13 protein-coding genes are annotated in these 13,784 nt (G+C 40.4%); 11 read left to right on the top strand and 2 right to left on the bottom strand.

Features of this window, described 5'->3' with window-relative positions:
• Window positions 1-83: 83 nt before the first annotated feature.
• From ACO1D1_RS13235 to ACO1D1_RS13210, 6 genes are all read left to right on the top strand, one after another.
• A complete protein-coding gene (locus tag ACO1D1_RS13235; RefSeq protein ID WP_423336186.1) occupies window positions 84-812 on the top strand; it encodes a branched-chain amino acid ABC transporter permease in 729 nt (242 codons plus the stop codon).
• A 14-nt stretch (window positions 813-826) separates the two neighbouring features.
• Window positions 827-1,852 carry a branched-chain amino acid ABC transporter permease gene (locus tag ACO1D1_RS13230; RefSeq protein WP_149870365.1) on the top strand — a complete coding sequence of 342 codons (1,026 nt, stop codon included), beginning with the start codon at window positions 827-829 and terminating at the stop codon, window positions 1,850-1,852.
• On the top strand, window positions 1,842-2,636 hold the full coding sequence (locus tag ACO1D1_RS13225) for an ABC transporter ATP-binding protein (protein ID WP_149870364.1): 795 nt from the start codon (window positions 1,842-1,844) through the stop codon (window positions 2,634-2,636). Before ACO1D1_RS13230 ends, ACO1D1_RS13225 begins: the two co-directional genes overlap by 11 nt.
• On the top strand, window positions 2,629-3,327 hold the full coding sequence (locus tag ACO1D1_RS13220; RefSeq protein ID WP_149870363.1) for an ABC transporter ATP-binding protein: 699 nt from the start codon (window positions 2,629-2,631) through the stop codon (window positions 3,325-3,327). Before ACO1D1_RS13225 ends, ACO1D1_RS13220 begins: the two co-directional genes overlap by 8 nt.
• A gap of 114 nt (window positions 3,328-3,441) precedes the next feature.
• Window positions 3,442-3,894, top strand: a complete 453-nt coding sequence (locus ACO1D1_RS13215; protein ID WP_149870362.1) for a Rid family hydrolase — start codon at window positions 3,442-3,444, stop codon at window positions 3,892-3,894.
• A gap of 88 nt (window positions 3,895-3,982) precedes the next feature.
• Window positions 3,983-4,657 (top strand): DUF1028 domain-containing protein, encoded by a 675-nt coding sequence (locus tag ACO1D1_RS13210; RefSeq protein WP_149870361.1) that lies wholly within the window; start codon window positions 3,983-3,985, stop codon window positions 4,655-4,657.
• 86 nt (window positions 4,658-4,743) lie between these two features.
• On the opposite strand, the gene ACO1D1_RS13205 is transcribed toward ACO1D1_RS13210, so the two are convergent.
• Window positions 4,744-5,721: a 2-hydroxyacid dehydrogenase gene (locus ACO1D1_RS13205; protein ID WP_149870360.1), complete on the bottom strand. Its 978-nt coding sequence runs from the start codon at window positions 5,719-5,721 to the stop codon at window positions 4,744-4,746.
• Window positions 5,722-5,959: 238 nt separating this feature from the next.
• Between ACO1D1_RS13205 and ACO1D1_RS13200 the strand changes: the two genes are divergently transcribed.
• The 4 genes from ACO1D1_RS13200 to ftsZ all read left to right on the top strand — a co-directional run bounded on the left by ACO1D1_RS13200 (window position 5,960) and on the right by ftsZ (window position 10,982).
• Complete coding sequence (locus ACO1D1_RS13200; RefSeq protein ID WP_149870359.1) at window positions 5,960-6,964, top strand: TAXI family TRAP transporter solute-binding subunit; 1,005 nt, start codon at window positions 5,960-5,962, stop codon at window positions 6,962-6,964.
• Between the two features lie 113 nt (window positions 6,965-7,077).
• On the top strand, window positions 7,078-7,611 hold the full coding sequence (locus ACO1D1_RS13195) for a DUF1850 domain-containing protein (protein WP_423336185.1): 534 nt from the start codon (window positions 7,078-7,080) through the stop codon (window positions 7,609-7,611).
• Window positions 7,612-7,645: 34 nt separating this feature from the next.
• The gene (locus ACO1D1_RS13190) at window positions 7,646-9,556 is read left to right on the top strand and encodes a TRAP transporter permease (RefSeq protein WP_423336189.1); all 1,911 of its coding nucleotides are present in this window, start codon (window positions 7,646-7,648) and stop codon (window positions 9,554-9,556) included.
• A gap of 253 nt (window positions 9,557-9,809) precedes the next feature.
• On the top strand, window positions 9,810-10,982 hold the full coding sequence (ftsZ, locus tag ACO1D1_RS13185) for a cell division protein FtsZ (RefSeq protein WP_411675494.1): 1,173 nt from the start codon (window positions 9,810-9,812) through the stop codon (window positions 10,980-10,982).
• Between the two features lie 51 nt (window positions 10,983-11,033).
• On the opposite strand, the gene ACO1D1_RS13180 is transcribed toward ftsZ, so the two are convergent.
• The gene (locus tag ACO1D1_RS13180) at window positions 11,034-11,918 is read right to left on the bottom strand and encodes a TetR/AcrR family transcriptional regulator (RefSeq protein WP_423336184.1); all 885 of its coding nucleotides are present in this window, start codon (window positions 11,916-11,918) and stop codon (window positions 11,034-11,036) included.
• A gap of 208 nt (window positions 11,919-12,126) precedes the next feature.
• On the opposite strand from ACO1D1_RS13180, the gene ACO1D1_RS13175 reads away from it, so the two are divergent.
• Window positions 12,127-13,668, top strand: coding sequence for a DHA2 family efflux MFS transporter permease subunit (locus ACO1D1_RS13175; RefSeq protein ID WP_423336183.1), 1,542 nt, complete (start codon window positions 12,127-12,129; stop codon window positions 13,666-13,668).
• Window positions 13,669-13,784: the final 116 nt, after the last annotated feature.

The following is a 13,784-nucleotide window of genomic DNA, read 5'->3' as shown; positions in this document are numbered from 1 at the left end:
TCGGCCATCGGTTACACAATGGTATGGAATGTGCTTCGTTTTATCAACTTTGCACATGGTGAGGTTTATATGGAGGGGCATTCGTGTCCCTTTATCTTCTATTATTAGATACACCTATCTGGCTTGCGTACCTTGGAGGAGTATGCGCCGGGGCACTGCTTGGTTATCTCATGGAAAAAATGGTTTATATGAGGATGAGAAACGCACCAAAACTGAATTTATTAATTGCAGCAATTGGAATTTCGATTGTTCTGCAAAATTTGGCCCAATATATTTGGGGGGCGACACCTGAAAGATTAACCTCTCCCTTTCTTTCTAAAAATATTGCTATTGGAGATATGATGATCAATCAGCATTATATTTTCATCATTATCCTTACAATTCTTGTCATGATTGTACTAGAGTTATTTATTAATAGAACGCTGATGGGTAAAGCCGTTCAAGCAGCTTCGCAAAATATTAAAGCAACCCAATTAATGGGAATTAATGCAAATAAGATTATTTCGATTACCTTTGCCATCGGATCAGCCGTCGGAGCACTTGCCGGTATTTTGGTAGGACCGGTGTTTCTCGTTTATCCTACAATGGGTGTTTTTGCCGGTTTGAAGGGATTTACAGCATCCGTTATGGGAGGAATGGGCAATATTCCAGGTGCAATGATCGCCGGCTTATTGCTTGGTATTATTGAAAGCTTCGCTGCTGGGTTCATTTCCTCCGGTTACCGAGATGCGGTTGCAATGGTCATTCTATTAATTATCTTACTTGTGCGTCCTCAAGGGATTTTTGGGAAAATTGTCCAACAGAAAGTGTAAAGGAGGGAGAAGAAATGGAACAAATCAAAAAAACAGGTTTTAGAAAAATCGTGTTTATTTTTGGAGGAATTGCATTATTTCTCCTTCCGCTTGGCATAGCAAATCCTTACATTATGTATGTTATCGATCTTATTTTAATCTATGCCATCCTTTCTTTGGGACTTGATTTAATTGTGGGTTATACAGGTCAGGTTTCCGTGGGGCATGGTGCGTTCTTTGGGATTGGTGCTTATGTAGCTGCGATTATGGCGAAAAGCCTCGGTTTTTCCCTATGGTTAACACTCCCATTTTCGATTGTCGTTACGGCGGTAATTGGGTTTGTTATTGGATTTATTGGGTTGAAATTAATTGAAGAATACCTCGTTATGGCAACACTTGCTTTTGGAACTATTATCTGGCTAGTTTTTCTTAACTGGACAGATTTAACCGGTGGTCCCATGGGGATTGCGGGAATATCAGCACCTCCAACAATTACAATAGGGTTATTTGAATTTCCATTTATCCAATACCATGATTATTATCCCTTGTTATTAATCTTTGTTTATTTAGGTATTTTGATCACATGGCTGATTATCAAATCCGGGTTTGGGCGTGCATGTACCGCCATTCGTGATGATGAATTGGCTGCTCAAGCAATGGGAATTCCTATATTTAAAACAAAAGTTACCATGTTTACCATATCATCAGCCTTTTGCGGTGCGGCCGGTGCCCTTTATGCCCACTTTCTTCATGTGGTCAGTCCGGAAACATTCGCTTTTGGAATGTCTGTCACGATCTTAACCATGGTTATGATTGGCGGGCAGGGCTCGATTGCAGGTGCAATTATTGGAGCGGTCATTCTGACGGTTTCTTCTGAAGCTTTAAGAGAAACACCAGAATTAAGAATGCTGATTTATGGATGCTTGATCGTCATTATGATTATGTTTTTCCCTAAAGGAATTATGGGACTATTCCAAATGTCCAAAAGACGTCTTCAAAAAGGATCAGGTCAAGCAGAAAAAAAGGTGGTAGAGAAAGAGGGGTTGAGTTATGAGCAGTAATCTTGTTAATAATTCAGCTATTTTAACCGTTACGAATCTCTCAAAAGCCTTCGGGGGAGTAAAGGCTGTTAACAATCTATCTTTTTCCGTTACCGAAAACAATATTCATGCCATCATTGGACCAAATGGAGCTGGTAAAAGCACACTTTTTAACCTGATCACTGGAGTGATTACACCCGACGAAGGGAAAATAAAACTAGTCAATCAAAATATCACAGCTTTGAGACCTGATATAATTGCACAGAAAGGTGTATCGCGAACCTTCCAAAATATTCGTTTATTTCCGGATATGACTGTTTTTGAAACAGTGTTGATTGGAACCTATCTGTTGACGGGCGCGAAACTTCTCCCGGCTTTATTTCGAACAAAGAACTTTCGAAACAACGAATACTCTGCCAAAAAGCTGATTGAAGAAATTTTGCATTTTGTAGGGTTGTGGGATATGCGTAATGAATATGCGGCAAAATTATCGTATGGCAACCAAAGACGAGTGGAAATCGCCAGGGCATTGGCAACCAATCCACGGCTGTTATTACTTGATGAGCCAACTGCCGGCATGAATCAGACGGAAACAAACGAGCTTATGGAACTGTTTACGCAAGTCAATAAACAGGGTATCACTATTTTAATTATTGCACATGACATGCATCTCGTGAATGCGCTGTCAAACAAAATCACTGTGATTAATTTTGGAGAAAAGCTGGTCGAAGGTCCTCCTGAAGTGATTCAGAGTCATCCTGCAGTATTGGAAGCCTATATGGGGAGGGCTGAGGTAAATGCTTAATATCTCGAATGTGAGTACCTACTATGGACAAATATGTGCTTTAGATAAGGTCAGTATTAAGGTGGAAGAAAAGGAAGCCGTCTCTGTGATTGGCGCAAATGGGGCAGGAAAGAGTACTTTATTGAAAACAATCATCGGAGAGCTCCGTCCGAAAAGCGGGGATATTCAGCTGTCCGGTAAGTCAATCGCAAATGAAAAAACGTTTAAACTAGTCAGTCGAGGTATGACACTTGTTCCCGAAGGACGGCATGTATTTCCATTACTTTCTGTTTGGGATAATTTGCTTTTGGGGGGGTATACCCTATCTGCAAAGGAACGTCAGCAACGTGCTGAAGAGGTGACAGAACCTTTTCCCATCCTCCGTGAAAGGCGGGAACAATTGGCTGGTCTTCTTTCAGGCGGAGAGCAACAAATGCTGGCTATCGCACGTGCGATGATGACAAGTCCGAAACTATTATTGCTTGATGAACCTTCTATGGGGTTATCACCTAAACTAGTATTTGAAGTGTATGATAAAATCACAGAATTGCATCAGCAAGGTACAACGATTCTATTAGTCGACCAAAACGCGGAAATGGCGATTGATTTTTGCAGCCGAGGCTATGTTTTAATGGCAGGCAGATTGGCTGGTCAAGGGACGAAAAAAGAGTTAAAAGAAAGTGAGCTTGTTCATCGGTCCTATCTTGGATAAAAGAGCAATTAATTTTTTCGCAAACTTGACAATTTTCTGAATAGACTTTATATTATGTTTAAGGACCAAATAAGGATTAATTCCTTAAATGACTAGATGAGAGGATGATCAAGGATGTCAGTTCATGGTGAAACCAAAAAGGTAGAAATTCAAAGATTCCGTAAATTCAAAACAGACCAGTATTATCCAAAACATTTAGGAAAACCGGAGCACCATATTGTAAATGAATTTAGTATGGCAGTAAGAGCAGGAAATCGGATTTTCTTAAGGGGACAGACAGGATTTGATTTAGATGGAAACTTTCATGGTGTTGGAGATGTAGTCGAGCAGGCAGAAATGGCTTGTACTTGTGTGAAACAGCTAATCGAAGAGGCTGGCGGTACGATTAATGATATTTGTAAAATAACAGTCTACTTGATGCACCGCGAAGATCGAAGCAAAGTTTATCCGGTTATCGGGAAACATTTCAAAGATGTTTATCCATGCAGCACAGGATTACTAGTCAGCGGTTTTGCCATGCCTGAAATGTTAATGGAAATTGATGTCGAGGCAGTAATTAGCGAATAATATAGTTTTTTTACTGATTATTATTACTATTGTTATAGTGAAAATAGTGATAATAAGTTGAATAATTGTGTCACCAAGGAGGAATTTAATGACATTTTCAGTAGCAGGACGTTGTGCTGCCACGGGTGCATTTGGAGTCGTTGTTACGTCCAGCAGTCCATCTGTTGGGGCAAGATGCCCATGGGTGAAAACAGGTGTCGGTGCTATTTTAACACAAAATGTGACTGATCCACGGTTAGCAGCAATTGGTTTTTCAGTTTTAGAAAATGGTTATGATGCGGAAGCGGCGATTCGCGCAATGAAGGCAACATCACCATTTCCGGATTACAGACAGTTGGCGGTAGTTGATGCAAACGGAAAACCAGCTGCCTTCACTGGTTCGAATGCATTAGGTGTACATGGTGAGTTTTGCGCGCAAAATGTTGCCAGCATCGGTAATTTGCTAAGTGACCCTGATATTCCGGAAGCCATGGGCCGAGAATTCCTACGGACAGAAGGGCAGCCTCTGACTGAACGGTTAATTGCTGCAATCGAAAAGGGGTTCCAAATGGGCGGGGAGCTGGATCAAGAACGCTCTATAGGACTTCTTGTTTTTACAGACGAACCGTTCGCCTATGTTGATTTACGAGTGGATTTTAGTGAGCAGCCGCTTGAGGATTTAAAAAAGCTTTGGGAAATCTACGGTCCACAGGCAAACGATTACAAAGTAAGGGCAGTCATCCCTGAAATAGCTCCATCCTATGGGGTAAAAGGTGACGAGTAATAGATTGTAATAAACCTTTAAAGCATGGTGCCTGTTCCGCTTTGATTTAATTGTCATGCGGAGACAGGCACTATTTGTTTCTTCTATTATTTGTCTAGCAATTCAGGATTAATCAAATTTTTAGGTCGATTGCCCGTAAGTCCCGCCAGCAAATTTTCAACAGCCAGGTTTGCCATTTTCAGTTCTGTTTCATGAGTGGATGAACCAATATGTGGTGTCGTTACCACATTAGGGAATTGTAGTAATGGATGATCCGGCTGGATTGGCTCGGTTCGGAATACGTCCAATGCTGCACCGTGAATCTCTTTATTTCTTAATGCCTCAATCAGTGCCGTTTCATCTACTGTTTTTCCACGTGAGCCATTCACAAAAATACATGAGTTCTTCATCAGCTTAAATTCGCGTTCCCCAATCAAATTCTCGGTTTCTGGTGTGAGGGGGGTCATTAAGCAAACAAAATCAGCTTCTTTAAGTAATGTATCAAGGTCACAGTATGTAGCATTATATCGCTCCTCTGCTGAAGCGTTGCGAGAACGGTTGTGATATAAAATGTTCATATCAAAACCGAAATGGGCACGTTTTGCAATGGCTGAACCAATTTTTCCCATTCCAATTATTCCTAAAGTTTTATGATGGACGTCAATTGCATATTGTTCTGTGGTTAAATGCTGCTTCCAATTTCCTGTTTTCACAAAGTGGTCTAATTCCGGGATCCTTCGTGCAGCTGCAAGAAGAATGCCGAAAATGGCGTCGGCTGTTGTATTCTCGAGTACGCCGGGTGTATTTGTCCCCATTACGCCCCGTTTCGTCATTTCTTCAATCGAAAGATTATTGTAGCCGGTAGAGTTATTTGAGACTATCTTTAAATTGGGTGCAAGATCTAGGAACTCCTGATCAACGGGAAGCGCCAGGCCCACAATCCCTTCTACTTCCTTTAGGGCAACTAAGAAGGAGGTATCTGTTTTTGGATCAATCCCATCAAATATTTCAACCTCAAATTTGTCCTCCAATTTTTTTAAGGCTTCGGTTAATACAAAGTTATAGGCAATGACTTTTCTCTTCATGAGCAAAATGACTCCTTCCACAAGATGATGTGATTGAATATTGACATTATGTTTCTAAATTGACATAAAGATTCGAGTGAGTCAACAATTCTGAAAATGAGAAAAATGGAAATATCACCATTTTGATTTCAAAATAGGCCTAAAGCACTATTTTAATTATATTTGACAAGTTTATTGGTCCCTCCTAATAAGAATAAATACGACAGATAGAAAATGAATAAAGGGGGATGTTTTCAATTTGAAGAAGAGAAGTTTATTTCTATCATTGGTCTTTCTTTTAGTGATGTCAATGTTTCTAGCTGCCTGTGGCAGTAAGGAGGAAGGCGGGAAAAAAGAGGGTTCAGGCGACGCGAAAAAAGCAGAAGAGAAACCAAAATTCATTAGTATTCTAACTGGGGGAACGGGTGGTACCTATTATCCACTAGGTGGATCGTTTGCGAAAATTATTAAAGATGAAACAGGTATTGAGGCAAATGCGGAGACATCAGGTGCTTCAGCGGAAAACATGACAACCCTGAAAAATGGTGATGCTGAAATTGCTTTTTCACAAACCGATATTGCTTCCTATGCGAATCAAGGAACATTAATGTTTAAGGACAAAAAAGTGGACAATGTAAAAGCGATTGCGACCCTTTACCCGGAAACGATTCAAATCGTTACTACGAAAAAGTCTGGGATTAAGTCTGTAGAAGATCTAAAGGGAAAAAAGGTTTCTGTCGGTGCCCCTGGATCTGGAACAAATCCAAATGCTGAACAAATACTCGAAGTCCACGGGATGACGTTTGATGATATTAAGAAACAAGATCTATCTTTTGATGAATCTACTCAAGGCATTCAAGATGGGACCATTGATGCAGCATTTGTAACAGCGGGAATCCCTACTGGCGCTGTTGAAAGTCTATCAGCAACAGAGGATGTTGTCATCATCCCAATAGCTCAAGACAAAATTGAGGCCTTGATTAAAAAGTACCCATATTACATTAAAGACGAGATTCCCGCTGGAACATACGGGTTAGAGGGGGCAGTTTCAACGGTAGCAGTTCAAGCGATGCTGGTGGCAAGGAGCGACCTTTCAGAACAAGTAGTTTACGATATTACGAAGGCTATCTTTGAAAATCTTGATAAAGTGACACATGCGAAAGGGAAATTAATCAAAGTAGAAAATGCGCTTAACGGTGTGGGAATTGAAGTCCATCCAGGAGCAAAAAAATATTTTGACGAAAAAGGGGTAAAAGCACAGTAAGCTGTGAATCCATTTATATCATCAAATGTTGACCGGCAGCAGAAGAGCGTGCCGGTCTCCTTTTCTCCGGTTTTTGGAATGATGTAAAGATTGAAAAGGTGTAAGGAGATATTATGAAAAATAAAAAGCTAGTACACCTGACCATTATACTAGTAATCTGCTTTGTAATTGCTATCACCTTCCTAGCGGGCATTCCGCTCCAGCAAACCATTGTATTTGAACCGAATCACTCAAATCAAAAGCTTGCTTTCATTCCAATAAAAGATGAAAAACAATTTAAGATTAAATACACCCATTCGATTCATTTATCAGATGTGATCGAAAGTTATCACATTACACCAAGACAACTGATTCGGCAAGTTGAATTGGAATATGAGGATTTTTCCATTGGTATGCCATCAAATGCTGAAGAGGGAGAAACCTTTGAACAAAAAAGTGGAAAATATTATATCAGAAACATGAAGAGAATTTTTCCTTACTTTTATTTACGAATTGGACAGGTTCGCGCCAACCATCGGGTGATTTATAAAAACACAGAATACACATTATCACATTCGATTAAACCGGGAACGTCAGTCAAGGTTGAAATACGAAAGCTTACATTGCTTGAGCAATGGAAGGGAGTGAATATTCTTGAGTCATTATGAAGAGGCACTATCTGAAGAAAAACAGCAGGAGCTGATGGAGAAATATGATCCGGAAGCTGGAACTAGGAAATTAAAAGGTATGATGGGATGGATCACCTTTGGAGGACTGTTAGCGTTTTCCTTGTTTCAGCTTTATACGAGTATCTTTGGGGTATTAACAGCACAGCTTCAGCGCTCGATTCATTTAGGATTTGCTCTTGCACTCATTTTTTTACTTTTTCCAGCACGAAGGAAGAATAGGGGAAAAGAACATAAAGTGGCATGGTACGATATGATGCTAGCGGCATTATCAGTCATTATCGGCGCCTATTGGCCCTTGATGATTGATGATTTGGTATTGCGGGCAGGAAATGTAACTAGCTTAGATTTCTATATAGGAATGGCAGCGATTTTGTTGGTGTTAGAAGCGACGCGCCGTGCGGTTGGATTGCCTATAACCATCATCGCCGTTCTCTTTATGGTCTATGCCGTGTTTGGGCCATACATGCCGGGGTTTATTGCCCATCGCGGGCTTGATCTGGAGCGGCTGGTGCAAACGATGTTTTTTACCACTGAAGGGATCCTTGGTACGCCGCTTGCCGTTTCATCCACATTTATCTTTCTATTCTTATTATTTGGTTCCTTTTTAATCAAAACGGGGGTTGGGGAATATTTTAATGATCTTTCGATTGCAATTGCAGGGAGGAGTGTCGGTGGGCCGGCTAAGGTTGCCGTCTTTTCAAGCGCCTTGCAGGGAACAATAAGCGGCAGTTCAGTCGCGAACGTTGTGACCTCCGGCGCGTTTACGATACCGATGATGAAAAATCTTGGCTATAAAAAGGAATTTGCCGGTGCAGTGGAAGCATCGTCTTCGACCGGCGGACAATTAATGCCGCCAGTCATGGGTGCTGCTGCTTTCTTGATGGTAGAGTTCATCGGCGGAGGCATCAGTTATTGGGATATCGCTAAAGCGGCTGCTATTCCCGCGATCCTCTATTTTACCGGCATATGGATCATGACGCATTTTGAGGCCAAGCGAATCGGTCTCCGCGGTTTAACAAAAGAAGAAATGCCAAACCGGAGAGAGGTATTTGGAAATTTATACTTATTAGTACCGATAATCTCCATCATTCTTTTAATGATGTCTGGAATGAGTGTTATACGAGCGGCATTATGGTCGATTGTGATTACGGTGGTGGTTAGTGGGATTCGAAAAGAAACGCGAATTGGCCTAAAAGGAATCATTGAGGCACTTGTTGATGGGGCAAGAACTGCCCTCGGAGTAGCGGCAGCAACTGCAGCTGCGGGGATCATTGTCGGGGTGGTTACGAAAACAGGACTAGGTTTAAAAATGGCAAATGGGCTGCTTGATCTATCAGGGGGAGCACTTCTTCCAACATTATTCTTAACAATGATTGCCTCTCTAATTTTGGGGATGGGTTCGCCTACGACGGCTAATTATGTAATTACCTCAACGATTGCCGCACCTGCAATCATTTTATTAGGTGTCCCTGATTTATCAGCCCATTTGTTCGTGTTCTATTTTGGGATTGTTGCCGATATCACGCCGCCGGTAGCCTTGGCCGCTTTTGCCGCAGCAGCCATTTCGGGCGGGGAGCCTTTCAAAACAGGGGTAGAGTCCTCCAAGCTGGCCATTTCTGCCTTTATCATTCCGTATATGTTTGTCCTGTCACCTGAGTTGTTAATGATTGATACGACATGGACCTATTTGATTTGGGTTGTGTTTACCGCCTTCATTGGGATGATAGCGATTAGTGCAGGAGTAATTGGCTTTTGGATGCGAAAAATGTATTGGATTGAACGGGTGCTTGTCTTTATCTCCGGGTTATGTCTGATTTATCCAGAAAAAATTAGTGATATTATTGGCCTGGTGTCTTTTGGCCTCCTGCTCGCCCTGCAATATATGTTTAAAGGTGGCAGCAAAACAAAAGTTCAGGAAAGCTAGCGTAGTGTCCCTGTTATTGAACGGGGGCTTTTTCCATTAATAAAAAGAATAAATAGAGGAACCGACTAAATTTACTTATTACGTTCAATTTGAATAAGACGTACTATAGTAACTACTCTATTATTTTGCTAAAATATAATAGTCATTAGTTTTTTTAGGATAAATATCATATAATAACATTAAGGTGAATTTTCTGAAAAATGAAGTAATGTTGTCTTCAGGCTAGGAGGTATTGTCAGTGTGGGATTTTGATATGAATATAGATCAAATAGCGAGAATAAAAGTAATCGGTGTTGGCGGCGGTGGGAATAACGCCGTTAACCGCATGATAGAAGGCGGGATTCAAGGAGTCGAATTTATTGCAGTAAATACTGATTCACAGGCTCTTAATCTATCAAAAGCAGAGATTAAAATGCAAATTGGGGCATCATTGACTAGAGGATTAGGAGCAGGTGCGAATCCGGAAGTAGGAAGAAAGGCCGTAGAAGAAAGCAAAAATCAGCTGAAAGAGGTATTAGAAGGGGCAGATATGGTCTTTGTCACAGCCGGAATGGGCGGCGGTACAGGCACAGGGGCTGCACCGGCGATAGCGGAAATTTCTCGTACGCTCGGGGCTTTAACGATAGGTGTTGTCACTCGCCCCTTTGGATTTGAAGGGCGCAAGCGTGCGGTAAATGCAGCAAGCGGCATTGAGGCAATGAGACAAGCGGTGGATACCTTAATTATTGTTCCAAACGATCGTTTATTACAGATTGTTGATAAAAAAACACCGATGGTTGAAGCGTTTAGGGAAGCGGATAACGTCCTTCGTCAAGGTGTACAGGGAATATCGGATTTAATTGCAGTTCCTGGCTTAATCAACCTGGATTTTGCTGACGTGAAAACGATTATGACGAATCAAGGAACAGCGTTAATGGGAATTGGTGTTGCAAAAGGTCCACACCGTGCTGTTGAAGCTGCAAAAAAGGCGATTTCCAGTCCATTACTTGAAACTTCCATTAATGGAGCTCAAGGTGTACTTATGAATATCACTGGCGGCAGTAATCTCAGTTTGTATGAGGTACAAGAGGCAGCTGATATCGTAGCGTCTGCAGCAGACAAGGAATTAAATATGATTTTTGGTTCTATTATCAACGAGAGCTTAAAAGAGGAAATTATGATTACTGTTATTGCTACCGGGTTTGTTGATGATGACAGCCCTTCGCCAAAGGTGTCTGCTCCTGAAGATAAAAAACGGTCTAAACGTGAACAAACCATTGAGGAGGAGCCGGTAAACGAGTATCGACATCAAAGCCAGTACCAGGAAGAACCTCATTGGCATCAGCCAAATGAAGAGCAAAATGATCATCGTATCGATCAGCAGGAGAATGATGATTTACTAGATATCCCGGCATTTTTACGAAATCGAAATAGAAGGTCAAGATAACTCATAAACCCCCAAACCTTTATTGTTTGGGGGTTAGCTTTTTTCTTCAAGCTATTCAAAAAGAGATGTCGCCAGTTGTATGAGTTTTTGTAATTTCTCCTGATCGAACAGGTTATTTTTCACCTGTAAGGATGAAAGGGCGCTTTCAACAAGAAATCTTCTCGGTTTCTTGCTGTTTAATAGTTCATCCTGAATAAATTCTAATAACTCCATGTATTTCAACTTCTCTTCGTTATGGCTAAGCGATTTTTTTAATGACAATATGGTGTGAACAAGGTCATGTTGGAAATGCTTGCTGCTATTCTTACAATGCGGGATCCACTCCTTTAACACCTCGGGGTGAAGTAATTGTTCCCCTTTTTCTGAAACATCCTCAATCATAGTCGCTGTACGTTTCATACTATAGCGGACAATTTTTTCATAATCCCGCGAATTTGACTTATTTGCCATTCCTTGAAATTTAAGATTGTGGAGTAAGATTCCTACAAACATTATGGCACAATCTAACAAATAGTCTTTTTTCGCTTCTCCAAATAGATCAATAAATCGATTGTATATCCACTGAACATTCCTTAACTGGCCATCCCGCATAAATTGCTTAAGCTCTTCATCATTTGATACTAGCACTTCTTCATATAGAAAAAATAATTTATTACTTCTATGCATTTTCAATTGCATGATCACTTGCTTAATAAAGATATCTATATCGGCTGGATCTTCGCCCATCAATAATTCATTCCGATTTTGATCAAGCTTTTTATTTATCATTTTAAATAGAGCGATTAATAATTCATTTTTAGATGAAAAATAGTTATAAAATGTTCCTTTTGAGATTCCGCTGTAATTTAAAATGTCCTGTATAGACGTAGCCTGAAAACCCTTGTCAATAAATAATTGACGGGCCGAATCAACCACATGCTGTTTCCTGTCATTCATTTTGATCACCCTTAATTATTTGGTTGTTTAGACTGCCTGTATAAAAAACCGGTTGTATAAAAATAATAGTACCTTAATTTTTTATAGGTTACAAACCCATTAAATAACAGGATATTTTTTGATTGCAAAATTTGAACTAAAGGTATAAGATATTGTTTATGCGAATTTAGAGGATAAATTTGAACTATATGTCTAAGGGGGAACTTGAATGGATCAATCCATAAAAAAGCACGATCGTCCGCCATATGGGATAATAGCGGTATTAATGATCGGAGCATTTATTTCATTTTTAAATAATACGTTATTAAACATTGCGCTTCCTTCCATAATGAAGGACTTGAACGTTGAAGCTTCCACCGTTCAGTGGCTAACCACAGGCTTTATGCTCGTAAATGGAATTTTAATCCCAGCAAGTGCATTTTTAATTCAAAAGTTTTCGGTCCGGCATATTTTTTTAGCGGCCATGGCTTTATTTACAGCCGGGACGATACTCGCCGGTTTTGCCCATGTCTTTCCGCTTCTATTAGCAGGGCGGATGCTTCAGGCCTCAGGTTCGGCAATCTTGATGCCGTTGTTAATGAACGTGATGCTCGTAGCCTTCCCAATCGAAAAAAGGGGAGCAGCGATGGGTGTTTTTGGCCTGATTTTAATGTTTGCCCCAGCAATTGGTCCGACATTATCAGGCTGGATTATTGAACATTATGACTGGAGAATGCTTTTTCATTTTATTACACCAATTGCCATCATTGTTTTATTACTTGGTATTTTCTTGCTTAAAGATAAAAAAGAAAAAGTCGATATCCGGCTCGACTTTTTATCGCTTCTATTATCAAGTATTGGTTTTGGCGGTATTCTTTATGGTTTTAGTTCTGCAGGAAGTAAGGGATGGGATAACCCACAAGTATACGGTACAATTATAGTGGGTGTTGTTTCATTGTTTGTATTTATTTTGCGTCAGTATAAAATAGAACAGCCATTATTAAATTTCAGGGTCTATAAATACCCTATGTTTGCATTGTCATCAGTCATAGCAATGACAGTTAATATGGCTTTGTTTTCCGGTATGCTGCTGCTTCCAATTTATGTGCAGAACCTTCGAGGCATCTCACCAATGGATGCAGGATTAATGTTAATGCCTGGGGCCATTTTAATGGCATTTATGTCACCAGTCACAGGGAAATTATTTGATAAAATTGGCGGCCGGATATTGGCGGTTATTGGTTTAGCGATTATTGTGGTGACAACATATGGTTTTAGTAAGTTAACACTTCATACTAGCTATACACATCTAATCATTTTGTACTCAATTCGTGCATTTGGGATGTCTATGGTTATGATGCCAGTTTCGACGAATGGTCTAAATCAATTACCAAGGCAGTTCTACCCGCATGGGACAGCTATGAACAATACATTAAATCAGGTTGCTGGTGCGATTGGTACTGCCTTAATGGTCACAATCATGTCAAACCGAGCAGAGTCACAAGGGAAGATACTTGGTGAAGAGGCTATGAAACATTTGACTGGGAAACCGACACCAGCGGCACTTACTGAAATGAAACAACAGATAATGATGCAGGCAACATTAGATGGTATCAATTACTCCTTCCTAATCGCTACCTTTATCTCAATCGTAGCACTAATACTTGCATTCTTTATCAAACGCGTCAAACAAGCAGGGGATGAACTAAAAGGAGGCAGCACCTCTAATGCCGCCAATAAAAAAGTCACGACGAAATTAGCAGAAAACTAATTTCGTGCCTGACACCCTTTGCACCATTAGCATTATGCTTATAAGCCCATTTCATATTTGGAAGTGGGCTTTTTTCTATTTTTTTTTTGTAAGAAAGCGTTTTATTTCCGAAAATT

This window comes from Neobacillus sp. 19 (genome assembly GCF_049463095.1).
GTDB lineage: Bacteria > Bacillota > Bacilli > Bacillales > Cytobacillaceae > Neobacillus.
The sequence above is the reverse complement of the archived record's forward strand: the minus strand, read 5'-3'. Positions and strand labels throughout refer to the sequence as shown.

Excerpts from the sequence above, each read along its gene's own strand:
- ACO1D1_RS13220 (WP_149870363.1), top strand. The coding sequence starts at position 2,629 with ATGCTTAATATCTCGAATGTGAGTACCTACTATGGACAAATATGTGCT.
- ACO1D1_RS13210 (WP_149870361.1), top strand. The coding sequence starts at position 3,983 with ATGACATTTTCAGTAGCAGGACGTTGTGCTGCCACGGGTGCATTTGGA.
- ACO1D1_RS13175 (WP_423336183.1), top strand. The coding sequence starts at position 12,127 with ATGGATCAATCCATAAAAAAGCACGATCGTCCGCCATATGGGATAATA.
- ACO1D1_RS13225 (WP_149870364.1), top strand. The coding sequence starts at position 1,842 with ATGAGCAGTAATCTTGTTAATAATTCAGCTATTTTAACCGTTACGAAT.
- ACO1D1_RS13215 (WP_149870362.1), top strand. The coding sequence starts at position 3,442 with ATGTCAGTTCATGGTGAAACCAAAAAGGTAGAAATTCAAAGATTCCGT.
- ACO1D1_RS13180 (WP_423336184.1), bottom strand. The coding sequence starts at position 11,918 with ATGAATGACAGGAAACAGCATGTGGTTGATTCGGCCCGTCAATTATTT.
- ACO1D1_RS13230 (WP_149870365.1), top strand. The coding sequence starts at position 827 with ATGGAACAAATCAAAAAAACAGGTTTTAGAAAAATCGTGTTTATTTTT.
- ftsZ (WP_411675494.1), top strand. The coding sequence starts at position 9,810 with ATGAATATAGATCAAATAGCGAGAATAAAAGTAATCGGTGTTGGCGGC.
- ACO1D1_RS13195 (WP_423336185.1), top strand. The coding sequence starts at position 7,078 with ATGAAAAATAAAAAGCTAGTACACCTGACCATTATACTAGTAATCTGC.
- ACO1D1_RS13205 (WP_149870360.1), bottom strand. The coding sequence starts at position 5,721 with ATGAAGAGAAAAGTCATTGCCTATAACTTTGTATTAACCGAAGCCTTA.
- ACO1D1_RS13190 (WP_423336189.1), top strand. The coding sequence starts at position 7,646 with ATGGAGAAATATGATCCGGAAGCTGGAACTAGGAAATTAAAAGGTATG.